Origin of the sequence: Streptomyces spectabilis, from assembly GCF_008704795.1 — a bacterium.
GTDB lineage: Bacteria > Actinomycetota > Actinomycetes > Streptomycetales > Streptomycetaceae > Streptomyces > Streptomyces spectabilis.
The window spans coordinates 1,237,494-1,263,167 of record NZ_CP023690.1; the positions used below are offsets into that span (position 1 = coordinate 1,237,494).

At 75.0% G+C, this 25,674-nt stretch carries 10 protein-coding genes; 3 read left to right on the forward strand and 7 right to left on the reverse strand.

Annotated features, from left to right (window positions below):
• Positions 1-13: 13 nt before the first annotated feature.
• Together secD and CP982_RS04800 are read right to left on the reverse strand one after the other, a co-directional pair.
• Positions 14-2,374 (reverse strand): protein translocase subunit SecD, encoded by a 2,361-nt coding sequence (gene secD / locus CP982_RS04795; protein WP_150509330.1) that lies wholly within the window; start codon positions 2,372-2,374, stop codon positions 14-16.
• 73 nt (positions 2,375-2,447) lie between these two features.
• A complete protein-coding gene (locus CP982_RS04800; protein WP_150509331.1) occupies positions 2,448-2,873 on the reverse strand; it encodes a hypothetical protein in 426 nt (141 codons plus the stop codon).
• 232 nt (positions 2,874-3,105) lie between these two features.
• Between CP982_RS04800 and CP982_RS04805 the strand changes: the two genes are divergently transcribed.
• On the forward strand, positions 3,106-3,603 hold the full coding sequence (locus tag CP982_RS04805) for a helix-turn-helix domain-containing protein (protein ID WP_372503329.1): 498 nt from the start codon (positions 3,106-3,108) through the stop codon (positions 3,601-3,603).
• A 21-nt stretch (positions 3,604-3,624) separates the two neighbouring features.
• On the opposite strand, the gene CP982_RS04810 is transcribed toward CP982_RS04805, so the two are convergent.
• From CP982_RS04810 to CP982_RS04830, 5 genes are all read right to left on the reverse strand, one after another.
• The gene (locus tag CP982_RS04810) at positions 3,625-4,233 is read right to left on the reverse strand and encodes a ClpP family protease (RefSeq protein ID WP_150515313.1); all 609 of its coding nucleotides are present in this window, start codon (positions 4,231-4,233) and stop codon (positions 3,625-3,627) included.
• 2 nt (positions 4,234-4,235) lie between these two features.
• Positions 4,236-4,901, reverse strand: a complete 666-nt coding sequence (locus CP982_RS04815; protein WP_170316358.1) for an ATP-dependent Clp protease proteolytic subunit — start codon at positions 4,899-4,901, stop codon at positions 4,236-4,238.
• 196 nt (positions 4,902-5,097) lie between these two features.
• Positions 5,098-6,969 carry a protein-arginine deiminase domain-containing protein gene (locus tag CP982_RS04820; protein ID WP_150515315.1) on the reverse strand — a complete coding sequence of 624 codons (1,872 nt, stop codon included), beginning with the start codon at positions 6,967-6,969 and terminating at the stop codon, positions 5,098-5,100.
• Positions 6,970-7,251: 282 nt separating this feature from the next.
• Positions 7,252-7,680, reverse strand: coding sequence for a pyridoxamine 5'-phosphate oxidase family protein (locus tag CP982_RS04825; RefSeq protein WP_150509332.1), 429 nt, complete (start codon positions 7,678-7,680; stop codon positions 7,252-7,254).
• A gap of 155 nt (positions 7,681-7,835) precedes the next feature.
• On the reverse strand, positions 7,836-8,345 hold the full coding sequence (locus CP982_RS04830; protein WP_150509333.1) for a cupin domain-containing protein: 510 nt from the start codon (positions 8,343-8,345) through the stop codon (positions 7,836-7,838).
• A 216-nt stretch (positions 8,346-8,561) separates the two neighbouring features.
• Here CP982_RS04830 and CP982_RS04835 point away from each other — a divergent pair, with 216 nt between their 5' ends.
• A complete protein-coding gene (locus tag CP982_RS04835) occupies positions 8,562-9,263 on the forward strand; it encodes a TetR/AcrR family transcriptional regulator (protein WP_150509334.1) in 702 nt (233 codons plus the stop codon).
• Between the two features lie 428 nt (positions 9,264-9,691).
• Positions 9,692-25,669, forward strand: coding sequence for a non-ribosomal peptide synthetase (locus CP982_RS04840; RefSeq protein WP_150509335.1), 15,978 nt, complete (start codon positions 9,692-9,694; stop codon positions 25,667-25,669).
• The last annotated feature ends 5 nt before the right edge of the window (positions 25,670-25,674 follow it).

A 25,674-nucleotide genomic window follows, 5' to 3' on the forward strand; every position in this document is an offset into this window, starting at 1 on the left:
CGCGGGGGGGCTGTCAGACCACCGCGCCGGTGCCGCGCTCGCGGCGCCGCGCCTCCAGCGGGCTGCGCGGACGAGGACCTTCCGACGGGCGTGCCGGGCGCCGCGGCGCCGGGCTCCGCCGCTCCAGGAGGACAGCGGCGGGCACCGCCACGGACACCGTCGACACCATGCCGAGGACGACGCCCGCGATCAGCGCGAGGGAGAAGTCCGCGAGCGAGTCGCCGCCGAGGACGGCGAGGGCGGCCAGGACGAACAGCGCGCCCATGCCGGTGTTCACGGTCCGCGGCAGGGTCCGGAGCACGGCCTTGTTCGCGGTGTCCGCCAGGTCGGCCCGCGGGTCGCGGCGCCGCGCCTCGCGGACGCGGTCGAAGACGACCACCGTGTCGTTGACGGAGTACCCGATGACCGTCAGGACGGCCGCGAGGAAGACGCTGTCCACGGTCTTGCCGAGCCAGGCGAACAGGCCGACCACCAGGAGCACGTCGTGGACCATCGCGGCGACGGCGGCCGTCGCGAACGTCCACCGGAACCGTACGCTCAGATAGATCAGCTGGGCGGCGACCGCGATGCCGAGCGCCACCAGGGCCTTCTGTCGCAGCTCGGCGCCGATGCTCGGGCCGATGCGCTCGTCGCGCTCGACGGTCACCTCGCCGCCGGGGCCCGCCAGGGCCTCCTGGATGCGCCGCTGTTCGCCGTCGCCGAGGTCCCCGGTGCGTACCGTGATGTCGTCCTCGCCGGACTCCTGCACGACCGCGCGCGGGAAGCCCGCGTCCGCGACGGCCTCGCGGGCCGTGTCGGCGTCCAGTTGCTTGCTGGTGCTGTACTCGACGAGGCGTCCGCCCGTGAACTCCACGCCCAGGTCGAGCCCGCGCACCACGATCCCCGCGACCGCCACGGCCACCAGGAGCGCACTGGCGCCGAGCCAGCGGCCCCGGTGCCGCACCAGCCGGGGGTTGCGCCGGGCGAGCAGGGTGCGGACGCGGCCGGTGGTGGCCAGGCCCGTGAGCCGCGGCCGGGCGCGGACGGAGCGACGCCGCACGGCCACGTCGGCGAGCGCCCGCGTCACGACGAAGGACGCCACCATCGACACCAGGACGCCGATCGACAGGGTCACGCCGAAGCCCTTGACCGGGCCCGTGGCGAAGAAGAACAGCAGTCCGGCGGCGAGCAGCGTCGTGACGTTCGAGTCGACGACCGCGCTCCAGGCCTTGGTGAAGCCGGTGTGCAGGGCCTTGGCCATGCTGCGCGGGGTCCCGGAGGCGCGCGGCTCGCGGTCGGGAAGCTGCGCGCGAGGGCCGAGATACTCCTCCCGCGCGCGTTCGAAGACCAGCACGTTGGCGTCCACCGCCATGCCGATGGCCAGCACGAACCCGGCGAGCCCGGGCAGCGTGAGGGTGGCCCCCACCGCCAGGAGCGCGGCGTACGACATGAGTCCGTACAGGGCGAGCGCGACGGTGGCGAGGGCGCCGAGCAGCCGGTAGACCACGATGATGAACAGGCCGGTCAGGGCGAGGCCGATGAGCGCGGCCTGGATGCTCGCGTCGATGGCGGCGGCGCCGAGCGTCGGGCCGACGGTGCGCTGCTCGACCACGTCGACGGGCACCGGCAGGGCGCCGCCCTTGACGAGGGCGGCCAGGTCGCGGGCCTCGCCCTCGTCGAAGCCGCCGGTGATCTGGGTGCTGCCGCCGGTGATGCCGCTGCCGCAGCGGACGTCGGCGTTGACGCCCGGTGCCGAGATGACCTTGCCGTCGAGGACGATGGCGACGCGGCGCTGCGGGGCGTCCTGCGGCGCGCAGGCCGCGTCGCCGGTGACGCGGGCCCAGTCGGCGGTCGCCTTCGAGCGGAAGTCGAGGGTGACGTACCAGCCGTTGAGGGTCTGCTGGTCCAGGACCGCGTCGGCGTCCTTCACGCCGTCGCCCGTCAGCGCGGTCGGGCCGAGCTGCAGTCGGCCGCCGGGCCTGTCGGGGTCGGGCAGGGTGCGGGAGCCGTCGGCGGCGGGCTTCGCCCGGCCGGGCTCGTCCGTCGCGCCCGTCACCGGGTGCACGGTGAGCTGCGCGGTGCGGCCGATCACCTCGGCGGCCTCGCGCGGGTCGCGTACGCCGGGCAGTTCGACGACGATCCGCTTGGCGCCCGCCTGGGCGAGGCTCGGCTCGGACACGCCGAGGGCGTCGACGCGCTGGCGCAGCACCTCGACGGCCCTGCGGGTCGCGGCCTCGTCGGCCTTGACGGTGGGTGAGTCCTTGGTCTCCAGGACGATCTGGGTGCCGCCTCTCAGATCGAGGCCGAGGCGGGGTGACTGGGTGAGGGCGAGGAACAGCGAGGCGGCGACGGCGGCTAGCGCGACGATCGCCCGCCACAGGGGTGCGCGAGGCATGGGTGTACTCCACATCCACGATGAGGGCATGACGAAGCGGGACGGCGCGGCGGCCGGGCGCGCGAAGCGCCCGTCAGGCGACGTCCTGAACGGTGTCGTTGCTGCTCATCCGTGGCGGTGGGCCGCGGGGCCGGGGCCCGGTGTCGGCGTGCTGCCGGGTCCAGGCCGGGCCGGGCGGGTGCGCGACGGGTCCGCCGGCGGACCGGTGCGGCGCCCGGTCGGCGGCCGTGGTGCCGGGGTACGGCGGGTGCGGAATGTGCCCGTGGTGCGGGTGCGCGGCCGTCGCGTGGACGACGCGCGGGAGGTCGGGGGCGCGGGGGCCCGCCCTGTCGCTGTGGGCGGTGTCCCCGCCGCCGGTCACGGCCCGCTGCGGCGCGGCCAGGATCTGGCCCACGGGGACGGTCCCCGGGCCGCGCGAGGGCACGGCGAACGCCAGGACGGCGACGACCACCGACAGAAGCGAGGCGCCAAGCCGGGCGGGCCGGGTGCGGAGCTGCACGCGGACCTCCTGGCCGGGTCGGTGGATCGTCGGGAGTCAGGGGCCGGGCGGCCGCGTTCGGGGTGCCAACCGCTCAACGCCGGGGCGAGCGGGCAGGTTCCCGACCGCGCCGTACGGACCCGGCCGAGAGGCGCGCCCTGCTCACCGGGCCCCGGCTTCGCCCAGGGCGGAACGTGCTTCGCCCAGGGCAGAACATCACCACCACGGGCCCCCGCGCTCCTACGCTGAGGCCGTGACCAGCCACGCGACGAACGCCTCGCCCCCTCCGCCGCGGCCGGAGCGGGACGCCCGCGTCATCCCCCTGCGCCCGGCCGCGCCCGCTGCTCCCTCGGCCCCCGCTCCCAAGGAGCCCCTGTGGCGTGACCTCGTCGGCGCCGTGCTGCGCCGGGAACGCCTGGCCCAGGAGCGCACGTTGAAGGACGTCGCGGACGCCGCCCGGATCTCGGTGCCGTATCTCTCCGAGGTCGAGCGGGGCCGCAAGGAGGCGTCGTCGGAGGTCCTCGCGGCGGCGGCGCACGCGCTCGGCCTCGGCCTCGGCGACCTCCTCGGCCTCGCGCACCACGACCTGACGGCCGCCGAGCGGCGGGCGCGCGGTGGCCTTCGCGGGCCCGGGGCCGCGGGCACGCGCGCGCCGCGGGCCTCGGTGTCGCGGGTCTCGGTGTCGCGGCTCGGGAGCGGCGCTCCGTCCGGCGGCGGCTCGCACCAGGGCCGGCTGAGCCTGGCCGCCTGACCGGAGGCCCCGCAGCGCGGCTCAGAGCGGCGCTGCGGGCCCGCGGCGCGCGACCACCTCGTCGGCGAGGCCGTACGCCACCGCCTCCTGGGCGGTGAACACCTTGTCGCGGTCGGTGTCCGCGCGCAGCGTCGCCACGTCGTGGTGGGTGTGCCGGGCGAGGACCTCCTCGATCTGCGCCCGGACGCGCAGCATTTCCTTGGCGTGCAGGCTCAGGTCGGAGACGGTGCCCTGCTGTCCGCCGCTGGCGGGCTGGCCGAGCAGCACGCGCGCGTGCTCCAGGACGAACCGCCGCCCCGGGTCGCCCCCGGCGAGCAGGACGGCCGCGGTCGACGCGGCCTGGCCGACGCAGAACGTGGAGATGGGGGCGCTGATGAAGGTCATCGTGTCGTAGATCGCCATCAGCGAGGTCACCGAGCCGCCGGGCGAGTTGATGTACAGAGCGATCTCGCGTTCCGGCGCCGCGGACTCCAGGTGGAGCAGCTGGGCGATGACGACGTTGGCGACGCCGTCGTCGATCTCGGTGCCGAGGAAGATGATGCGCTCGGAGAGCAGACGGCTGTAGATGTCGTAGGCGCGCTCGCCCTGCGGGGTGCGCTCGACGACCGTCGGAATCGTGTACTGGCCCATGGTCACAGCCCCATCCGTCGCTTGGTGGCGGCCGGTCGGACGTCGTCGAGTGAGCCGACGACGCGGTCGACCATGCCGTACTCCTTGGCCTGTTCGGCCGTGAACCAGCGGTCGCGGTCGCCGTCGCGGGCGATGGTCTCCGGGCTCTGCCCGGTGTGCTCGGCGGTGATCCGCTCGATGGCGCGCTTGGTGAACTCCAGGTTCTCCGCCTGGATCGCGATGTCGGCGGTGGTGCCGCCGACCCCGGCCGACGGCTGGTGCATCATGACGCGCGCGTTCGGCAGCGCGTACCGCTTGCCCCTGGTGCCGACGGTCAGCAGGAACTGGCCCATGCTGGCGGCGAATCCCATGGCGAGCGTCGACACGTCGTTGGGGATGAGCCGCATCGTGTCGTGGATGGCGAGCCCCGCGTGCACCGAGCCGCCGGGGCTGTTGATGAACAGGGCGATGTCGGTGCGCGGGTCCTCGGCGGACAGCAGGAGCAGCTGCGCGCACACGCGGTTGGCGGAGGCCTCGTCGACCTGGGTGGCGAGGAAGACGATGCGCTGGTCGAGGAGCCGGGCCGCGAGCTGGTCGTCGAAGCGGGTGGCGGGGGTGTCCCCGTCCTCGGCTCGGGGGCGCGCGGGCGCCGCCGCCCCGCCGAGTCCGAACGGTGTCAGCCGTGTCATCGCAGAACCTCCTGGTCGTCGCGTCGGCCGCACGATCACGGCCGGTGCGTCCACTCTCGGCCCGGTGCGGCCGCCAGGGCCGGTTTCTTGGCCGCCAGCAGATTCGCCCAGGGCAGAGGGGCCGGAGGGGCTCCAGGAGGGGTGGCCCGCGGGGGCCGCGTCCGTCGTCGGGACGCGGCCCCCGCGGGCCGGGGGGTCACGCCTTGGGCCACCACGGTGCGGTGGCGTCCCGCAGCGTGTTGGTGCCGCAGTGCACCTCGCCCATGCCGATGTGGTACGTGTACCAGTCATCGATGTAGGTCGTGGTGAAACCGGCCTTGGCGTACACGGAGTTCACGGCCTCGGTGAAGATGTCCTTGCCGCCGATGACCGGGCCCCACTGCTGGGGCGCGAGGTAGCGGGTCGGGCTGAGCAGGACGCCGTTGACCGCGCCGGGGATGTACGCGCTGTTCTGCCAGGCCGCCGCGGCCTGCGCGCGGCCCTTGCCGCGGCTGTCGGCGCGGTTGTCGGCGCGGTTGTCGTCGCCGCGCAGCTGGTTGAACTTGCGCAGCGAGTCCGGGCCGAGGCGGCGCAGCTTGCGGCTGTTGCTCAGGCCGCTGCCCTGCTGGCCGTCGCGCACGTACAGGCCCGGCACGCGCACGATCTCGGCGTCGGTGACACCGGTCTCGCGCTTGAGGACGGCCAGGTTGGCCTCGATGCGCTCGGCGGCCAGCTTGTTGTCCGCCGTGAACTTGGCGGAGCCGAGGACCTTGTCGATGGTCTCCTTCGGGGCCGGGACGTCGGCGCCGCGCGGCACGGAGAACATCTTCTTCGCGCCGTGGCCCTCGCGCTTGGCCTTGCGCAGGAGCTCCACCCCGGCCTTCGGGTCGGCCACGCCGATGCGCCAGCCGCGCTCGGTGTCGGCGGGCAGGAACTGGACGAACTCGTCCACGTGCCCGACCGACAGCCAGGAGGTGTCGAGCAGCAGCGGGTCCTGGGCTCCCTGCGACTTCAGGAACGTGCGCATGGACTTGGCGGGCTTGGAGCCGTTGTCCTTGCGGTAGCCCTGGATGATGCGCCCGGCGGGGTAGTCCTTGGCGCCCAGCTTGTAGGGCGGAATGGTCTCCAGGTTGCCCATGGAGTTGAGCGTCCACTCCTCGTTGTCGCCGGCCTTGGCGACCTGCACCACGCCGACGTCGGGGCCGCGGAGCTTCTCGAACAGCTCGCGGCCCGCCGGGCGGTCGAGCTGCGCGGAGCGGATCAGCACGCGCATCGTGCGCGGCTTGCCGTCCGGGCCCGGCATGCTGGCGTAGCCGGGCTCGACGAAGTCCTGCGCCCAGATGTCGCCGTACTTGGTGAAGGTGGTCAGCGGCTTGCTGATCCCGGCGTCCTTGACCTGCTTCGCCAGGTTCTTGACGAACTTCTGCTGGGCCTTGCTGTACGGGTCGCGGCCCGCCACCTTGGTCACCAGGACTTCCTGGGCCTTTTGCAGATGGTGCTGGGTGAGCACGGGCGCGGTGTGCAGCACGACGTCGTCGGAGCGGGCCGGGCCGTCGCCGCCGACGGTGAACCGGACGGTGATGTCGCCGTTCCACTTCGCGGCGTCCCGCACCACGTCGGTGGCCTCGATGCCCAGCTCGACGCCGGAGCGCAGCTCCTTGGCGGTGAGCTTGTCGGTGGGCTTCAGCAGGGACCAGCGGCCGTCGCGGTGGATGAACAGGCGGGCCTTCTTGGCGCCCGCGCCCACCACCTTGACGGTGCCGTGGCTGCTCGCGGCGGCGTCGGGCAGCGGCACGGTCCGCAGGCGGGCCAGGTCGAGGGCGTCCTTGGCGCCGTTGACCTTGGTGTCGGACGCGTCGTTGCACTTGGCGAGCTTGGCGTTCGACAGCGGCCGCCCGTTGCCGTCCTTGACGGGGCAGCGCTTGGCGTCGTCGTCGATGTTCGGCAGCACGATCGCGCCGCGCTCGCGCGTCCAGGTGTTCTCGCCGCTCGTGTCGCTGTCGCCCTCGACGTCCACACGTCCGTCGCGGTTGACGTCCGCGCGCAGGTCGGGCTTGTTCGCCGGGGCCGGGGTCGCGGCGTCGGCCATGGCCGTGGCCCCCGTCGCCACGAGGACCCCGGCCGCGCCGGCCGCCAGGGCGATCTTTCTCCAGCTGTGCGTGTGCACAGTTCCCCTCTCCTTGGTCAGGGCCCTCTGGTCGGTTGGTCAGTCGGCGAGGGCCGCTGGAGGAGAAGAGTCCGCTCGGGAGCGGGGGGTTGCCCGATTCCGGTGTGCGCCGGGAGTCAGATTTCTGCTGTCAGGCGGTCAAAAGGTCGATATCGGGTGCCGGGGATTCCCTGGGCGGCCGTCGCGCGCCTCCGGCCGCGTCCTTCAGACGGACCCGAGGTCCGACGACACCCAGCGCTGAGGGCGCAGCCGGATGACCACCTGCTCGCCGTGCCCCTTCCAGGCCATCTCCACATAGCCGTCGACCTTGTCGGCCGGGAGGTAGCGGGCGGAGATCTCGTGGAGCTGCTCGCGGGTCGCGGGCTCCGTCGCCACGACCGGGCCCTCCACCGACACGTACCGGATGGACGGCTCCAGGCGCTCGACCATGAGCGTGAACCGTCCGGCCGCAGCGATCAGTTGGGCCTTGCGCGAGCCCTTGCCCGTCATGATCCAGATCTCGCCGCCGGGCTCGTACTGGTACCAGATCGGGACGGTGACCGGCGCCCGCCCCTCCTCTCCCGAGTCGACGGCCAGCGCCGCGATGTGCGCTTCCGCCAGGAACTCCTCGCGTTCCTCACGCGTGAGGGCCATCCGCGTCTCCTTCGTAGTTACGTCATGACCGAGCGGTCGGCGCCCCGGGCGGCGGGGCCGACCGGGGCGCGACGCGACATCCCTACCCCGCCGAAAGCCCGTTTGATTCCCGCCCCTGCCTGTCTTCACGAGGACGGCGCCGCCGAGCGGGCGGGTCAGCGCCGGGGCGGGGTGAGGCCGTAGCGCCGGACGACGTCGTCGAACCAGTCGGGGTGGCCGTAGGTCAGTCCGTACTTCTCGGCGAGTTCGTCGAAGGCGCCGCGGTCGGTGGTGCTCGCGGCCACGAGGTCGGCGATTTCCTGGAAGTAGTGCTCGAAGCCGCCGGGGGTGATGATCTCGATGATGCGGCCGGGGGTGTCACCGGCGTTCCACATGGCGTGCATCTGGCCGCGGGGCTTGATGATGTAGCCGCCCGGGCCGAGCACGGTCTCCGCGTCGTCGGAGCGGAAGCCGATCTCGCCCTCGACGACGATGGAGTACTCGTCCTCCCTGCTGTGCATGTGCGCCGGGGTGATCACGCCGACGCCGAAGGGGTGCTCCACGATGGACAGCGGGCCGCCGGAGACGCCGCTGCTCAGCTTGAAGTCGGCCCCGAAGCCGGGGATGTGCGCGTGGTGGCCCTCCCCCGGCTGTACGACCGTGAGGCGCGGGACGCTGGTGCTCATGGGGCATTCCTCCGTGATCGGGTGCGGGGCGCGCGGCGGAACCTGAAGTCGCCTTCCACGAGGGACCGTTGGGCGAGGTTTTCGGCCACCGCCGGGGCGCGCTGTCTGACGCGGGCCACCCTGCCCTACAGGTTTCGTTACAGTCAATGACTGAAACGAACGGCGGAGTGCGTGGCGGAGCGCCGGTTAGGGTGGCCCGAACAGGAGGAGCACGCCGTGAGCAGCAAGGACGAGGGAGCGGCCGACAGCGCGCGTCGGCGCGCGGGGCGGACCGGTGCGGACGGGTCCGCACCGGAGCGGCCCCCTGCCCCGCGGCCCGGCGGCAGGCCCCGGGACCCGGCGATCGAGGAGGCCATCCTGCGGGCCACCCGGGCGCGCCTGGCCACCGACGGCTACGCGCGCCTGACGATCGGCGACGTCGTCGCCGACGCCGGGGTCACGCGCCCCACCCTGTACCGGCGCTGGGCCAACAAGTACGAACTCGTCGTGGACGCCCTCCACTACGGTCTGCGCAAGCAGCGCGAGGCCTACCCGCCCCTGGACATGGAGCGGATGACTCCGCTGGAGGCCTTCACCGAGGCCGTCCGGCGCCTCGACCCGCGGTACCACAACGAGCGGGCCATGGCCCTGCACGGCAACTTCATGGGCGAGGCCGAGCGCGAGCCGGAGCTGTTCGAGCAGATGCGGGTGCACGGGAACGAGCCACGCTGCGCCGAGCTGGCGCACACCCTGCGCCGGCTCCAGGACGTCGGCGCGGTGCGCGCGGACGCCGACCTCGACGCCGTGGTGACCCTCTGCTTCGGCAGCTACTTCGGCGACTACCTGCGCACGGGCCGGGCCACGCCGGACGACCTGGCCGACCGAGTCGTCGCCATGCTGTGGCCCACCGTCCGGGCGCAGGAGCGCCCCGCACCGTAGCCGAGGACGGCATACCGCCCTTCCGCAAAGGGAAAATCCGGCCAATGACAGGGCCGAGGTGCCATTGTCATGTCGCCGGGACTTCCGCCACTCTGGACGCCGCGTCACAGAAGTTGCCTGGAATACCGACTGAGTTCGGCGCCCCATGCGTCACCACAGCCACAGCGATCGCACCGCCTCTTCCGCACCTCCCGAGCGGGTGCCAGGGTCTCGTAGAGACACCTCCAGGGGCCTGTAGGGGCAGCTCTCCGGAATCGACCGAGAACCGCCGGGGTAGGCAAAACCACTGCCGGTACAGATGAGTTGCCGCTCTTTCACTCCGGAGCAGGCGGAAATCACGGCACGTTGCAGGAATTCGCGCGTCAGCAGCGGGGCGGATCGGATCCATCGGGGCCGATCCGGAATGCGACGAACAGGAGCAGACGCAGGTGATCCCTCTTCCTTCGGTGCGCCGCGGGGCGTGGTTCACGGAACGCCGCGCGAACGACGAGGAACGGCGCGGACGGACGCTGGAGCTGCGCCTGCGCGGCGCCCTGGACACGGAGGCACTGGCGTCGGCCGTGCGGGACGTCACGGACGACGACGGCACCGGGGAGCCGCGCCGCGTGGCGGACGAGCATCTGGTGAGCCTCGCCGTGCCGCCGCACGGCGAGGGGCTGCTCGCCCCGCTCGTACGGGATCTGGAGGCCGCGTACGCCGCCCGGCGGCGGGGCGGCGGCATGCCGGAGCAGGCGCGCTCGGACGGGCCCGAGGGGGCGCCCCGCGCCGTCGGCACGGTGGAATTCGGCCTTGATCACGACCTGTTGCACACGATCGACGAGGCGGCCCGCGTCTGTGGGGTCACGGCTTCGGCGCTGCTGCGGGCGGCGTTCGCGGTGCTCCTGCGACGCGGGCGCGGCGGCGGCGGCGCGGGCCCGGCGCTGGGCCTGCCGGTCGCAGGGTGTGCCGCGGATTGCGGGGTGTGGCTCGTCGAGAGCGCCCCGGCGATACCGGCGGACCTGTGGGAGGGCGACCCGTCGTTCGCCACGCTGACGCGGTGGCTGCGGGACCGGGAGGCGGACGCGGACAGCGGCGGCCTTCCGTTCGGGCTGCACCGCCCGGTGGTCTGCCTGCTCCAGTACGACAGCGGCGCGGTCGGCGGCCGGGAGGCGGCGGCGCTCGCGCGGCAGTTCGCGCGGGTCGTGCGCCAGGTAGCGGCCGCGCCCGAGCGGCGGGTGGGGGCGGTGGCGGTGTCCCTGGCTCCGGTGGATCCGCGCGACCTCGACGCGTGGGAGCGGCGCCATCCGGGCCTCGCTGAGGTGTGGCCGCTGACACCCTTGCAGTCGGGGCTGCTCTTCCACGCGCAGCTCGGCGACTCCGCGCGGGACGCCTACCGGATGCAGTTCGTCATGCGTCTGCGGGGGCGGGTGGAAGCCGATCGCATGCGGGCGGCCGGGCAGGCTCTCCTCGACCGGCACGCGAATCTGCGCGTGGCTTTCGTGGCCGGTTCAGACGGGGATCCGGCACAAGTCGTGGTGAACGGGGTGAGACTGCCCTGGCGCGCCGTCGACTTGCTGGAGAGCGGAGCGGATTCACCTGTCGACAGGGCCTTTGCCGAGTTGTTGGCCGAGGAATCGCGGACGCCTTTCGACGTGGGCGTTCCGCCCTTGCTGCGGATGGCATTGATACGGACGGGAGAAGAGCTGCACGCACTCGTGGTGACGGCTCACCACGTCCTTTTCGACGGTCTTTCGCTGCCGTATCTGGTCGGCGACATCCAGCGGTTGTACGCGGTGGGCGGAGACGGCTCCTCGGTGCCGCGAAGGCCCGCATACCGAGAATTCCTGGTGTGGTTGTCCGGGCAGGACCGGGAGGCCGCCGCGCGGGCCTGGGCCGGGGAACTGGCCGGGGTGGCGGAGCCGACGCTGCTGGCTCCGGTGGTGGCGACGGCTGATGCCTCGGGCACCGGAGAGGCCGGTGGGACTGGTGATGCTGGCAGGGCCGATGAGGCCAGAGAGGTCAGCCAGACAGATGAGGCCGAAGCCACCGCGGACACCGGCGAGGCCGAAGTCGCCCTCACCGAGCCGACCGTGCGCGCCCTGGCCCTGCGGGCCGAGGAACTGGGCGTCGCCCCGGACACGCTGGTGCGAGGCGCCTGGGCCCTGCTCATCGGCGGCCTGACCGGGCGACGGGACGTCGTCTTCGGCACCACCGTGCCCGGGCGGCCGGAGGCGGTGCCCGGGGCGGCCGCGATGGTCGGCCTCTTCGTCAACACGCTGCCGGTGCGGGTGCGCCTCGCGCCCACGGCCACCGTGGCGGACGTGGTGCGCGACCTGCGGGAGCGGCAGGACGCGCTGCCCGGCCACGGCTGCGGCCTCGCCGACATCCAACGGGCCACCGGCACGGGCCTGTTGTTCGACACCCTGGTGACGTCCGAGTCCTACGCCGTGGTCCACGGCGACGAGCACGGCGCCGGATTCGCGGTCACCGGCGTCCGCGCGAGCGCCGACACCCACTACCCGCTGACGGTGGCCGTCACCACCGAGCCGCGCCTCCGCCTGACGCTCCAGTACCGGCGGCCCCTCATCGGCCGACGCGCCGCCCAGGACGTCGCCGACCGGCTCGCGCGCGTCCTCCAGCAGATCGCCGCCGACCCCGGCACGACGGTCGCCCGCCTCGACCTGCTCGCGCCCGCCGAGCGCGCGGACCTTTCGGCCGGGCACGACGAGACCGCTCCCCCGGTCGCGGCGGACACCCTGCCCGGGCTCTTCGCACGGCGCGCCGCCGCGCACCCGGGCGCGGTGACCCTTGAGTACGGCTCCGACGCGCTGACGTACGCGCAGGTGGAGGCGCGCGCCAACCGCCTCGCGCGCGAGCTGATCCGGCGGGGCGTGACGCGGGAGACGGTGGTCGCGGTGTCGCTGTCGCGCTCGCCCGACCTGGTGGTGACGCTGCTCGCCGTGCTGACGGCGGGCGGGACCTATCTGCCGGTGGACGCCGCCTATCCCCCGGACCGGATCGCGTACCTGCTCGCGGACTCCGGCGCGCTGCTCGTCGTGACGGACGCGGCGACGGCGGCACGGCTTCCCGACGTGGCCGTGCCCGTCCTGCGGTGGGACGACCCGCGGACCCTGGCGTCGGTGGCGCGGCTCGACGACCGGCCGGTCACCGACGACGAGCGCGGCGGACCGCTGTCCGTCGCGAACACGGCGTACGTCATCTACACGTCGGGCTCGACCGGACGGCCGAAGGGCGTGGCCGTCACCCACTCCGGCGTGGCCGCGCTCGTCGCGTCGCAGCGGCGGCGGCTCGGCCTCACGGCCGCCGCGCGCGTGCTGCAGTTCGCGTCGCCCAGCTTCGACGTGTCGGTGTACGAGGTGTGCATGGCGCTGCTCACGGACGCCACGCTGGTCCTCGTACCGGAGGACGAGCTGGCTGCCGGAGCTCCGCTGACCGGGACGATCGCCGCGCGGCGCGTCACGCACGTGTTCCTGCCGCCCGCGGTGCTCGGCGCCCTTCCTGCCGGGTCGCTGCCCACCGTTGTCTCCCTCGCGGTCGGCGGGGACGCGGCCACGCCCGAGCTCGTGACCGCGTGGGCCGGTGGCCGGGACCTGGTCAACGCCTACGGTCCGACCGAGACCACGGCCATCGTGACCTTCAGCGACCCGCTCGTCCCCGACGGCCGCACCCCGCCCATCGGCCGCCCCGTCGCCGGCACCCGCCTCTACGTCCTCGACGACGCGCTGCGCCCCGTGCCCCCGGGCGTCGCGGGCGAGCTGTACGTGGCGGGCGCGTCCCTGGCGCGCGGCTATCCGGGCCGCCCGGGGCTGACGTCGGGCCGCTTCGTCGCCTGCCCGTACGGGGCGCCCGGCCGCCGCATGTACCGCACCGGCGACGTCGTCACCCGGCGCCACGACGGCCAGCTGGTCTTCCACGGGCGGGCCGACGACCAGGTCCAGATCCGCGGCTTCCGCGTCGAACCCGGCGAGGTCCAGGCCGCGTTGAGCGAGCACCCGGGCGTGGCACGGGCGGTCGTGGTCGCCGACGAGCGAGGCGGCGACCGGCGGCTCGTGGGCTATGCGGTGCCCGTGGCGGGCACGGCCGCGCCGACCGCCGGGGAGCTGCGGGCCTTCGTGGCCGAGCGGCTGCCCGTGTACATGGTGCCGTCGGTGGTCGTGCCCCTCGCCGCGCTGCCGCTGGGCCCGAACGGGAAGCTGGACCGGCGTGCGCTGCCCGCGCCCGAGCCCGGCGGCGCGGCGGAGCGGGGGCGGGCTCCGCGCACCCCGAGGGAGCGGGCCCTGTGCGCGCTGTTCTCCGAGGTGCTCGGCGTCGAGCGGGTGGGGATCGACGACAGCTTCTTCGACATCGGCGGGCACTCCCTGCTGGCCACACGCCTGGTCAACCGGGCGCGCGCGGTCCTGGGCGTGGACGTCCCGATCCGGGCGGTGTTCGAGTCGGCGACCGTGGCGCGCCTCGCGGAGCGCCTGGGCGCGGCGGCGCGGTCGTCCCGCCCGGAGCTGCGGCGGGCCGACGCGCGGCCCGCCCGGGTGCCGCTGTCGTTCGCCCAGCACCGCCTGTGGTTCCTGCACCGCTACGAGGGCCCTTCGGCGACGTACAACCTGTCGTACGCCCTGCCCCTGAGCGGCGGCCTGGACGTGCCCGCGCTCGCGGCGGCGGTGCGGGACGTGGTGGGGCGGCACGAGAGCCTGCGCACGCGGTTCGTGGCGGACGACCGGGGCACCGCCGCGCAGGTCGTCGTGGAGGCGGGCGACGTCGTGCTCGACGTACCCGTACGGGACGTCGCGCCGGACGCGGTGGACGCCGCCGTGGCGGAGGAAGTCGCGTACCGGTTCGACCTGTCGGCGGAGCTTCCGGTCCGGGCGTGCGTGCTGCGCAGCGCCCCCGACGAGCACGTGCTGGTGCTGCTCCTGCACCACATCGCCGCCGACGGCGAGTCCATGCGTCCCCTGGCCCGCGACCTGGCCGCCGCCTATGCCGCCCGGCGCCGGGGCGCCGCACCGCACTGGGCCGCCGCGCCCGTGCAGTACGCGGACTACACCCTGTGGCAACGCGAGCTGCTCGGCGACGAGGGCGACCCCGACAGCCTGCTCTCGACCCAACTCGCCTACTGGCGCGGTGAGTTGGCAGGCGTGTCGCAGCCACTGCGGCTCCCCGCCGACCGGCCGCGGCCGCCGGTGGCCAGCCACCGCGGCGACACCGTCGCGTTCGCCCTGGAAGCCGACGTCCTGGCCGCCGTCGAAGCGGTGGCGCGGGCGCAGGGCGCCACCGTGCCGATGGTGCTCCAGTCCGCCCTCGCGGTCCTGCTGCACCTGATGGGCGGCGGCGACGATCTCACCCTCGGGGTGCCGATCGCGGGGCGGACCGACGAGGGGCTCGGGGAGCTGGTCGGGTTCCTCGTCAACACCTGGGTGCTGCGGGCCGACCTGTCGGGCGACCCGTCGTTCGACGACGTGGTCCGGCAGGTGCGGGACAAGGCCGTGACCGCGTACGACCACCAGGACCTGCCCTTCGAGCGGCTCGTCGAGGACCTCAACCCGGAGCGCTCCACCGCCCACCACCCCCTGTTCCAGGTGATGTTCTCCTGGCGCACCACGGATCACGAGGTCTTCGACGTGCCGGGCCTTCGGTCGGCCTTCGCGCTCGTGCCCACCCGGACCGCGAAGTTCGACCTCGTGTTCGCGCTCGCCGACACGCCGGGGCGCGGAGTCGTGGGCGCTCTGGAGTACGCCACCGACCTGTTCGACCGGGGCACCGCCGAGGCCCTCGCGGCTCGCTTCACGCACCTCGTACGGCGGTTGGCCGCCGATCCGCGGGCGCGGATCGGCGCGGTGGACCCGCTGGGGCCCGGGGAGCGGGAGCGGCTGCTGCGCGCGTTCAACGACACGGAGGTGAGCACGCCCGACGTGACCGTCCCGGCGCTGTTCGAGCGGCGGGCCGCCGCCGCGCCGGACGCCGTCGCGGTGGTGTGCGGCGAGACGTCGCTGACGTACCGGGAGCTGAACGCGCGGGCCGACCGGCTCGCCCGCGCGCTCGTGCGGCGCGGGGCGGGGCCCGACGTGCTGGTGGCCGTGGCGCTGCCGCGCTCGGCGGAGCTCGTCGTCGCGCTCCTGGGCGTCGTGAAGGCCGGTGCGGGCTATGTGCCGATCGACCCCCGGTATCCGAGCGCCCGTCTCGGCCTGGTCCTCGCGGACGCGGGCCCCCTGCTCGTCCTGACCGACGCGGCGACGCGGCACGTCCTGCCGTCCGACGTCCCAGGGCTGCTGCTCCTGGACGAGGTGGAACTCCGCACCGGCCCCGGTCCGGAACGCACGGCCGCGCTGTCGCCGCAGCACCTCGCCTATGTGATGCACACCTCCGGTTCCACCGGCACGCCGAAGGGCGTCGGCGTCACGCACCGCGGCGTGGTGCGGCTCGCCCTCGACCGCGCGTACGCGGGCACCGGTCACGAGCGCGTCCTGATGCACTCGACGCAGGCGTTCGACGCCGCCACCTACGAGCTGTGGGTGCCGCTCCTGAACGGCGGCACGGTCGTGGTGGCGCCCGGCGACTCCCCGGACCCGGCGGCCCTCGCGGCGGTGATCGCCGAACACCGGGTGACCGGGCTCCTGGTGACGGCGGGCCTCTTCCAGGTGGTGGCCGAGGAGCTGCCCGAGGCGTTCACGGGCGTCCGCGAGGTGTGGGCCGGTGGCGACGTGGTGCCCCCGGCCGCGGTCCGGCGCGTCCTGGCCGCCTGCCCGGGCACCGCGGTCGTCGACGCCTACGGCCCGACGGAGGCCACCATGGCCGCGTCGGCGCACAGGGTGCGTACGGCGGCCGACGTCGGCGCGGTCGTACCGATCGGGCGGCCGCTCGACGGCACCCGCCTGTACGTCCTGGACGCGGCGCTCCGCCCGGTCCCGGCAGGCGTGCCGGGCGAGCTGTACATCGCGGGCGACCGGCTCGCCCGCGGCTATCTCGGCCGCGCCGCCCTGACCGCGGAGCGCTTCGTCGCCTGCCCGTTCGGCGGGCCCGGGGACCGCATGTACCGCACCGGCGACCTCGTGGCCTGGACCGGCGAAGGCCGCCTCGTCTACCGGGGCCGCACCGACGCCCAGCTGAAGGTGCGCGGGTTCCGGATCGAGCCGGGCGAGGTCGAGGCCGCGCTGACCGCGCACCCCGGCGTGGCCCGAGCCGTGGTGGTGGCCCGCCCGGGACCGGGCGGCGGCGGGCGCCTCGCGGCGTACGTCGTCCGCGTCGGCGAGGGCGGCATCGCGGGCGTCGGCGACATCGACTTCCACGTCGGCGTGGGCGCGGCGGAGCTGCGCAGGTTCGTGGCGGACCGGCTCCCGGAGTTCATGGCCCCGGCGGCGTACGTGCTGCTCGACCGGCTGCCGCTGACGCCGAGCGGCAAGCCGGACCGCGCCGCGCTGCCGGAGCCGGAGTTCACCACCGGCTCCTACCGGGCGCCTCGGACGCGGCGTGAGCAGGTCCTGGCGGACGTGTACGCCGACGTGCTCGGCCGGGACCGGGTCGGTGTCGACGACGACTTCTTCGCCGCGGGCGGGGACAGCATCCGCTCGATCCAGGTGGTCTCCCGCGCCCGGGCGCGGGGCGTGGACGTCACACCGCGCCAGGTCTTCCAGCACCGGACGGTGGCCGAGCTCGCCCGGCTCGCGCCCGCCGGGCCCGACGGCGGCGTGGAGCCCCCGGCCCTCGCCGAACTCGACGGCGGCGGTGCGGGGTTCCTGCCGCTGCCGCCCATCGCGCGGTACGTCCGCGAGCGCGGCGGCTCCCTCGACCGGTTCGCCATGTCGGTCCTCCTCGACCTGCCCGAGGGCATCGACCGGGCCGGGCTCCTCGCTACCCTGGACGCGGTCGTCGCCCACCACGACGTGCTGCGCTCGCGCCTGGTGACCGCCGGCGACGCGGGCGAGGGGCTGCTGGTCGGGGCGCCGGGCCCGGTGGACTGCGGCACGCTGCTGCGCCGCGTCGAGCACGCCGGGCACGGGGACGCGGCGGACGACGCGTGGTGGCGGCGCGCCGTCGCGGCGGAGCGGGACGCGGCGGCGGGCCTCCTCGATCCGGCGGCCGGGGTGATGGCGCGGTTCGTGTGGTTCGACCCGGGCCCGGCGGCGGGCGCGGGGCGGCTCCTCGTCGTGCTGCACCACCTGGTGGTGGACGGCGTGTCGTGGCGCGTGCTGCTTCCGGACCTCGCGGCGGCCTGGGCCGACGTGCGCGCGGGCCGGACCCCCGTGCTGCCCGGGGTGGGCACGTCGTACCGGCGGTGGGCGCACGCCCTCGTCGCGGCGGCGCACAGCGACCGCAGGGCGGCCGAACTGCCCCGGTGGCTGGCCGTCGTGGAGGGCCCCGACCCGGTGCTCGGCACCCGCGGGTTCGACCCGGCGGTGGACGTCAGGACCACGGTGGACACGGTGCGCCTGCGGCTGCCCGCCGCTGTCACCGAAGCGCTTCTGACCACGCTGCCCGCGGCCTTCCGCTGCGGGGTCAACGACGGTCTGCTCGCGGGGCTCGCCCTCGCGGTCGCCCGGCTGCGCCGGGCGCGCGGGGTCGACGAGCCCTCGCTCCTGCTGATGCTCGAGGGCCACGGGCGCGAGGAGGCGGCGGTCCCCGGCGCCGATCTGTCGCGCACGGTCGGCTGGTTCACCAGCGCGTTCCCCGTCCGTCTCGATGTGTCCGGGTGCGACGTCGACGAGGCCTTCGCGGGCGGCGCGGCGGCGGGCGGCGCGGTCAAGGCCGTCAAGGAGCAGCTCGTCGCCGTGCCCGACGGCGGCATCGGCTACGGGCTGCTGCGCGAGCTGAACCCGCGCACCGCGGCCGTGCTCGGCCCGCGCCCCACCGGGCAGATCGGCTTCAACTACCTGGGCCGGTTCTCCCCCGCCGACATGCCCGAGCGGCTGCATGGCCTCGGCTTCACCCAGGTCGCCGGGCTCGGCGGGCCGACCGCAGGGGCGGCCGCCGACATGCCCGCGCTCGCCGCGGTGCAGATCAACTCGATGGTGACCGACACCGCGCGAGGGCCGTGCCTCGACGCGGAGTTCGAGTTCGCCACGGGCGCGGTGCCCCGGGCCCTGGTGCGGGAACTCGCGGAGCTGTGGGCCGCCGCCCTCGGCGGGCTCGCGCGCCACGCCGAAGGGCCTGGAGCGGGCGGGCTCACGCCCTCGGACGTGCCGCTTGTGCCGGTGCGCCAGCGCGACATCGAGGTCTGGGAGCGCCGGTACCCGGGGCTCGCGGAGGTCTGGCCGCTCACCCCGCTCCAGTCGGGCCTGCTGTTCCACACGCTGTACGCCGACGGCGAGCCGGACGCGTACCACGTGCAGTTCGTCCTCCATCTGCGCGGGCACGTGGCGGCCGCCCGGATGCGCGCGGCCGGACAGGCGCTCCTCGACCGGTACGCGAACCTGCGGACGGCCTTCGTCGCGGGGGCCGACGGGGACTCCGTACAGGTCGTGGTGGACGGGGCGGAGCTGCCGTGGCGCGAGGTGGACCTGACGGGGGACGGCGGCGCGGCGGAGGCGGGCCCCGACGCGGCCTTCGAGGCGCTGCTGGCCGACGACGCGCGGCAGCCCTTCGACGTGGCGGCGCCCCCGCTCCTGCGGATGGCGTTGGTGCGCCGCGCGGCGCGGCGGTACGAACTAGTCCTGACGGCTCATCACCTGCTGTTCGACGGCTGGTCGTTGCCCGTCCTCACCCAGGATCTGCTGCGGCTCTACGGGGCCGGAGGCGACGGTTCCGCGCTGCCGCGGGCGCCGCGGTACCGGGACTTCCTGACGTGGCTCGGCGCGCAGGACCGGGAGGCCGCGGCCCGGGCGTGGGCCGACGAGCTGGCGGGGGTGACGGAGCCGACGCTGCTCACGCCGGTGGCTCGGGCCGCGCCCGGGACGGCGCGGGACGCGGGGTTCGGCCAGGTCGAGGTGCCCGTCCCCGTGGACCTGGCGCGGGGTCTCGCCGCCCGCGCGGCCGACCTCGGCGTCACCCTGAACACCGTGGTGCAGGGCGCCTGGGCACTGCTCGTCGGCGGTCTGACGGGCCGGGCCGACGTCGTGTTCGGCGCGACGGTGTCCGGCCGTCCCGGGGCGGTGCCCGGCGTCGACGCGATGGCCGGGATGTTCATCAACACACTGCCGGTACGGGTGCGGTGCGCGCCCGCCGACAGCGTCGCCGAGGTCCTCACCGGCCTCCAGGACCGACAGGCGGCGCTGCTCGACCACCACCACTGCGGCCTGACCGAGATCCACCGGGTCACGGGCACGGACGTGCTCTTCGACACCCTCGTCGCCTTCGAGTCCTACCCCGTGGACCGGGTCGGCTTCGGCGAGGCGAACGCGGCCGCGGGCATCGAGGTCACCGGCATCCGCCCGCTGTCCGGCTCGCACTACCCGCTGACCGTGATGGCCGCCGCCGACCCGTGGCTGCGCCTCACGCTCCAGCACCAGCGGAACGTGATCGGCCACGACGCGGCCCGCGACATCGCGGACCGCTTCCAGCACGTGCTCACCCAACTGGCCGCCCGGCCGGACGCGTTGGTCGGCAGGCTCCAGGTGCTGACGGCGGCGGAGCGGGAGCGGCTGCTGCACACGCTCAACGACACGGCCGTCGGGGCGCCGGAGCGGACCGTCGTCGACCTCTTCGAGGAGCAGGCCCGGCGGCGGCCGGACGCGCTCGCGGTGGTCTGCGGCGAGGTGTCCCACACCTACGCCCGGCTCGACGCCCGCGCCGACCGGCTCGCGCGCGCCCTCGCGGGGCTCGGCGTGGTCCCCGAGACCGTCGTGGCGCTCGCCCTGCCGCGCTCCGCGGACCTCGTCGTCTGTGCCCTGGGCATCCTCAAGGCGGGCGGCGCGTATCTGCCGCTCGACCCGGAGCACCCCGGCACCCGCCTCGGCCACATCCTCACCGACGTGCGCCCGGAGCTGATCCTCACCGACGCCGCGACGGCCGGGCGGCTGCCCGCGACGGGCACCCGGGCCGTCCTCCTCGACGACCTCACCGGCCCCGGCCTCGCGGACGACACACCGGAGCCGCCGCGCCGCCCGCGCCCCGAGCACCTGGCGTACGTCATCGCCACGTCCGGTTCGACGGGGCGGCCCAAGGGCGTGGCCCTCACCCACGCCAACCTCGTCAACCCGTTCGCCGACCTGGCCGAGCAGGTCGGGGCGCCCGGCTGGCGGATGCTGACCGGCACCTCCATCGGCTTCGACATGGCCGCCTTCGAGGTCTTCTGCACCCTCGTCACCGGCGGCCGCGTCGAGATCGTCCGTGACGTGCTCGCCCTCGCCGAGCGCGCCGCCTGGGACGTCGACGTCATCAGCTCCGTGCCGTCGGCCTTCGCGGAGCTCGTCGACCGGATCGGCGACCGCGTCCGCCCCCGGACCCTCGCCCTCGGGGGCGAGGCGCTGCCGCCGGCCCTGGTCGAGCGCGTCCGCGCGCACTGGCCCCGGATCCGGATCGTCAACGGCTACGGCCCGAGCGAGGCGTTCTACGCCACCTCCCACGTCCTCGACCCCGGCCGCGGCTACTCCCGCGGGGTTCCGGTCGGCCGCCCGCTGGGCAACGTGCGCGCCTACGTCCTGGGCCCCGGCCTGGCCCCGGTCGCCCACGGCGCCACCGGCGAGCTGTACCTGGCGGGCGCGGGCGTCGGCCGGGGCTACCACCGCCGCGCCGCCCGCACCGCCGAGCGGTTCGTCGCCGATCCGTTCGGTCCCCCGGGCACCCGCATGTACCGCACGGGCGACCTGGCCCGCTGGAACGCCCGGGACGAGCTGGAGTACGCGGGCCGCGCCGACGCCCAGGTCAAGATCCGCGGCTACCGCGTCGAACCCGGCGAGATCGAGGCCGCCCTCGCCACCCACCCCCGGGTCGGCCGGGCGGCCGTGGTCGTCCGGGGCGCCGCCGCGGCGCGCCGCCTCGTCGCGTACGTCGTCCCCGCCGAAGGCGGCGACGGGCCGCCGCCCGCCGAGCTGCGGGCCTTCCTCACCGGGCTGCTGCCGGACTACATGGTCCCCGCCGCCTTCGTCCTGCTCGACCGGCTCCCCCTGTCCCCGCACGGCAAGCTCGACCGCACGGCGCTGCCGCGCCCCGAACCGGCCCGCACCACGGCCTACCGGGCGCCGCGCACCCCTCAGGAGCGGCTGCTGTGCGCGCTGTTCGCCGAGGTGCTCGGGGCGGAGAACGTCGGGGCCGCGCCCGTGGGGATCGACGACAGCTTCTTCGACCTGGGCGGGCACTCCCTGCTGGCCACCCGGCTCGCCAACCGGATGCGTACGTCTCTGGGCGTGGACGTTCCGATCCGGGTGGTGTTCGCGTCGGCGACCGTGGCGCGCCTGGCCGGGTACGCGGTCGCGCAGGCGCGGTCGGCGCGACCGGTCCTGCGGCGGGCCGACGCGCGTCCCGCCCGGGTGCCGCTGTCGTTCGCCCAGCACCGCCTGCGGTTCCTCGACGCGCTCGAACCGCTGCCGACGTACCATCTGCCGCTCGTGGTCCGGCTCCGTGGCGACCTCGATGTGCCCGCGCTCGCGGCGGCGGTGCGGGACGTGGTGGGGCGGCACGAGAGCCTGCGCACGCTGTTCGTCACCGACGACCGGGGCGTGGCGGCGCAGGTCGTCGTGGAGGCGGGCGACGTCGTGCTCGACGTGCCCGTGCGCGACGTCGCGCCGGACGCGGTGACCGCGACGGTGTCCGAGGTGGTGGGCCGCGGCTTCGACCTCTCGGCGGAGCTTCCGGTCCGGGTGTGCGTGCTGCGCTGCGCCCCCGACGAGCACGTGCTGGTGCTGCTCCTGCACCACATCGCCGCCGACGGCGAGTCCATGCGGCCCCTGGCCCGCGACCTGGCCGCCGCCTACGCCGCCCGGCGCCGGGGCGACCCGCCCCGGTGGGCCGAACTCCCCGTGCAGTACGCGGACTACACCCTGTGGCAACGCGAACTGCTCGGCGACGAGACCGACCCCGACAGCCTGCTCTCGACCCAACTCACCTACTGGCGCGATGAGTTGGCCGGTGCTCCGCAGCCACTGCGGCTCCCCGCCGACCGGCCGCGGCCGCCGGTGGCCAGCCACCGCGGCGACACCGTCGCGTTCCGGCTCGCTCCCGAGGTGCGGTCGGCGCTCGACGACGTGGCCCGCGCGCACGGCGCGACCGTGCCGATGGTGCTCCAGTCCGCCCTCGCGGTCCTGCTGCACCTGATGGGCGGCGGCGACGACCTCACCGTGGGCTCCTCCATCGCCGGGCGCACCGACGAAGGCCTCGCGGACCTCGTGGGCTTCTTCGTCAACACCTGGGTGCTGCGGGCCGACCTGTCGGGCGACCCGTCGTTCGACGACGTGGTCCGGCAGGTGCGGGACAAGGCCGTGACCGCGTACGACCACCAGGACCTGCCCTTCGAGCGGCTCGTCGAGGACCTCAACCCGGAGCGCTCCACCGCCCACCACCCCCTGTTCCAGGTGATGTTCTCCTGGCAGCGGGGCCTGGGCGACATCGAACTCGCCGAGCTGAAGGCCGCCCCGGAGCCGGTCGTGACGGGGACCGCGAAGTTCGACCTGCTCTTCCAGGTCGACGAGCCGTCGCCGGGCGACCGGCAGCCGGGGCAGGGCCTGTACGGGCTCGTCGAGTACGCCGCCGACCTGTTCGACCGGAGCACCGCGCAGGCGCTGGCCGACCGGTTCACGCGTCTCGTCGGCCGGTTGGCGGCGGACCCCGGGGTGCGGCTCGACGCCCTGGACGCGCTCACGGACACCGAGCGGGACCTGCTGCGCGAGGTGAACGACACCGCGGCGCCCACCCCGCCGGTGACGGTCCCCGCGCTCTTCGAACGGCGGGTCGCCGCCGCGCCGGACGCCGTCGCGGTGGTGTCCGGCGACGCGTCACTGACGTACCGGGAGCTGAACGCGCGGGCCAACCGGCTCGCCCGCGTCCTGGTGCGGCACGGCGTGGGGCAGGAGTCGGCCGTGGCCCTCGCCGTGCCGAGGTCCCCGGAGTACGTGGTGGCGGTGCTCGCCGTCCTGAAGGCCGGGGGCGCGTACGTGCCGCTGGCGCACGACCATCCGCCGGAGCGCCTGGCGTCGCTGCTGCGGAATACGCGCCCGGCGCTCCTCGTGACCGCGTCCCGGGTGGCGGCCGACCTGCCCGACGGCCCCTGGCCGCGCCTCGTCGTCGACGCCCCGGACACGGTCGCGGCCGTGGCGGGCGAGGCGGACGACGACCTGCCGGACGGGGGACGGCCGGACCGGCTCGCCTACGTCATCCACACGTCCGGGTCCACGGGCCTGCCCAAGGGCTCCGGGGTCGGCCACCGCGCCGTGGTGGACCTGGCGGCGGACCGGGTCTGGGCGGGCGGCGCCCAGGAACGGGTGCTGCTGCACAACACGCCGACGTTCGACATGGCCGTCTACGAACTGTGGGTGCCGCTCCTGAACGGCGGCACGATCGTCCTCGCACCCGCCGGCAGGCTGGACGTCGACACGTACGCGGCGGTCATCACCGAGCGGCGGGTGACCGCGCTCCTCCTCACGCCGGGCCTGCTGTCCCTGCTCGCCGACGCCCACCCGCACTGCCTCGGCGGGCTGCGCGAGGTGTGGGCAGGCGGCGAGGCGCTGCCCGTGGAGACGGTGGCGCGGCTGCTGCGCGACCGGCCGGAGGCCGTCGTCGTCAACGGGTACGGGCCGACGGAGGCCGCGGTGTTCGCCACCTGCCGCCGGTTCACCGCCGCCGACCGGCTCGGCCCGACGGTCCCGATCGGACGGCCCCTCGACAACACGCGCGCGTACGTGCTCGACGACCTGCTGCGCCCCGTGCCGCCCGGCGTGGAGGGCGAGCTGTACCTCGCCGGTTCGGGCCTGGCGCGCGGCTATGTGCGGCGACCCGCGCTCACCGCGGAGCGGTTCGTGGCCTGCCCGTTCGGCGCGCCCGGCGCGCGCATGTACCGCACCGGGGACGTTGTGGTGTGGACGGCGGACGGCGAGCTGCTGTTCCGCGGGCGCGTCGACGACCAGGTGCAGGTCCGCGGCTACCGGGTCGAGCCCGGTGAGGTGGAAGCGGCCCTCCTGACGCATCCGGGGGTGGGCGGGGCGGTCGTGGTCGCCCGGGAGAGCCCGGGCGGCGGCGGAAAGCGGCTCGTCGCCCACGTCGTTCCGGCCGCGGGGGCCGGTGGTCGGGCCGCGGAGTCCGGAGGGCAGGTCACGGGGCCCGGCGGTCGGGCCGCAGAACCCGGCGGGCAGGTCACGGAGTCCGGCGGTCGGGCCGCAGAACCCGGCGGACAGGTCACGGAGTCCGGCAGTCAAGCCGCGGAGTCCGGAGGGCAGGTCACGGGGCCCGGCGATCGGGCCGCAAAACCCGGCGGACAGGTCACAGAGTCCGGCAGTCAAGCCGCGGAATCCGGAGGACAGGTCACGGGGCCCGGCGATCGGGCCGCAAAACCCGGCGGACAGGTCACAGAGTCCGGCAGTCAAGCCGCGGAATCCGGAGGACAGGTCACGGAGTCCGGCGGACAGACCGCAAAACCCGGCGGACAGGTCACAGAGTCCGGCAGTCAAGCCGCGGAATCCGGAGGACAGGTCACGGAGTCCGGCGGACAGACCGCAAAACCCGGCGGGCAGGTCACAGAGTCGGGCGGTAGAGCCGCGGAGTCCGGTGGGCAGGTCACGGAGTCGGGTGGTCGAGCCGCGGAGTCCGGCGAACAGACCGCAAAACCCGGCGAACAAGTCACGGAGTCCGGCAGTCAAGCCGCGGAGTCCGGAGAGCAGGTCACGGGGCCCGGCGGTCAGACCGCAAAACCCGGCGGACAGACCGCAGAGTCCGGCGGCCGAGCCACAGAACCCGGCGGGCAGGTCACGGAGTCCGGCGGACAAACCGCGGAACCCAGCCAGCGGACCGGGCAACCCGGCAGGCAGGCCGCAGAGCCGAGCGGGCACGCGGAGCCCGGCGGGCGGGCCACGGGCGCCGGGGCCGCCGCCGAGGGCCCTCCCGCTCCCGTCGGCCCCCTCGCCCCCGAGGGCCTGCGCGCCCATCTGGCCCGGCGGCTGCCGCCGTACATGCTGCCCGCCGCGTTCGTCGCGCACGACGCCTTCCCGCTCACCCCGCACGGCAAGGTGGACCGCCGGGCCCTGCCCGCTCCCCCGGAACCCGGCACCGGCTCCGCCACCGCCCCGGTGCGGCCGCGCACGGACACCGAGCGGGCGGTCGCCGCGATCTGGGCGCAGCTGCTCGACCGGGACGAGGTCGGGGTGCACGAGAAGTTCTTCGAGGCCGGCGGGACCTCCCTCTCCCTCCTCGCGCTCAGCCGCCGCCTGGCCGGACTCGGCCCGCGCGAGGTGCCGTTGAGCGCCCTGTTCGAGCACACCACGGTCGAGGCGATGGCCCGCCTGGTCGACGGCCGCCCTCTCGGCGAACCCTCCTACGAAACGAGGTACGAGCTATGAGGTAC

What these genes read in the sequence shown, in the direction of transcription:
- secD (WP_150509330.1), bottom strand. Translation starts at nt 2,374, where the DNA reads ATGCCTCGCGCACCCCTGTGGCGGGCGATCGTCGCGCTAGCCGCCGTC.
- CP982_RS04810 (WP_150515313.1), bottom strand. Translation starts at nt 4,233, where the DNA reads ATGGGCCAGTACACGATTCCGACGGTCGTCGAGCGCACCCCGCAGGGC.
- CP982_RS04815 (WP_170316358.1), bottom strand. Translation starts at nt 4,901, where the DNA reads ATGACACGGCTGACACCGTTCGGACTCGGCGGGGCGGCGGCGCCCGCG.
- CP982_RS04820 (WP_150515315.1), bottom strand. Translation starts at nt 6,969, where the DNA reads ATGGCCGACGCCGCGACCCCGGCCCCGGCGAACAAGCCCGACCTGCGC.
- CP982_RS04825 (WP_150509332.1), bottom strand. Translation starts at nt 7,680, where the DNA reads ATGGCCCTCACGCGTGAGGAACGCGAGGAGTTCCTGGCGGAAGCGCAC.
- CP982_RS04830 (WP_150509333.1), bottom strand. Translation starts at nt 8,345, where the DNA reads ATGAGCACCAGCGTCCCGCGCCTCACGGTCGTACAGCCGGGGGAGGGC.